We start from the raw sequence: 685 nt of genomic DNA, 5'->3' as shown, positions 1-685 counted from the left end.
GATGTGATCGTCCCTGCCGTTACCCATTCATTCGTATCGCTATTCATCGGAAGGTGCCGCTGTTACATCGATTCAGGTCGATGGGGTACTTCATGAGTTCTCAACAATTGAAGGCGTCGTAGAGGATGTAACATCCATCATTTTAAACATTAAAAAAGTCGCTTTAAAAATCTATTCTGACGAAGAAAAAACCCTTGAAATTGATGTGCAGGGTGAAGGACCTGTTAAAGCAGGCAATATTACACATGATAGTGATGTTGAGATTTTAAATCCAAACCTTCATATTGCGACATTAGCGACAAATGGACATCTTCGCATGCGTTTAACGGCAAGACGTGGACGTGGTTATACACCGGCTGAACAGAACAAAAGAGAAGATCAGCCAATCGGTGTGATTCCGATTGACTCCATTTATACGCCAGTATCACGTGTGTCCTTTCAGGTAGAAAATACTCGTGTAGGTCAAATGTCTAATTTTGATAAGCTTACGCTTGATGTTTGGACAGATGGAAGCACTGGGCCTAAAGAAGCGATTGCTCTTGGTTCGAAAATTTTGACTGAGCATTTGAATATTTTCGTCGGTTTAACTGATGAAGCTCAAAATGCTGAAATTATGATAGAAAAAGAAGAAGATCAAAAGGAAAAAGTTCTGGAAATGACAATTGAAGAACTCGATCTTTCTGTT

At 39.9% G+C, this 685-nt stretch carries 1 pseudogene; it reads left to right on the top strand.

What is annotated here, in order from left to right:
• Window positions 1-43: 43 nt before the first annotated feature.
• A pseudogene (rpoA, locus tag ACFVSW_RS24390) lies at window positions 44-685 on the top strand (DNA-directed RNA polymerase subunit alpha); the annotation flags it as partial.

Origin of the sequence: Neobacillus sp. NPDC058068 (assembly GCF_042885335.1) — a bacterium.
Taxonomy (GTDB): domain Bacteria; phylum Bacillota; class Bacilli; order Bacillales; family Cytobacillaceae; genus Neobacillus.
The sequence above is the reverse complement of the archived record's forward strand: the minus strand, read 5'-3'. Positions and strand labels throughout refer to the sequence as shown.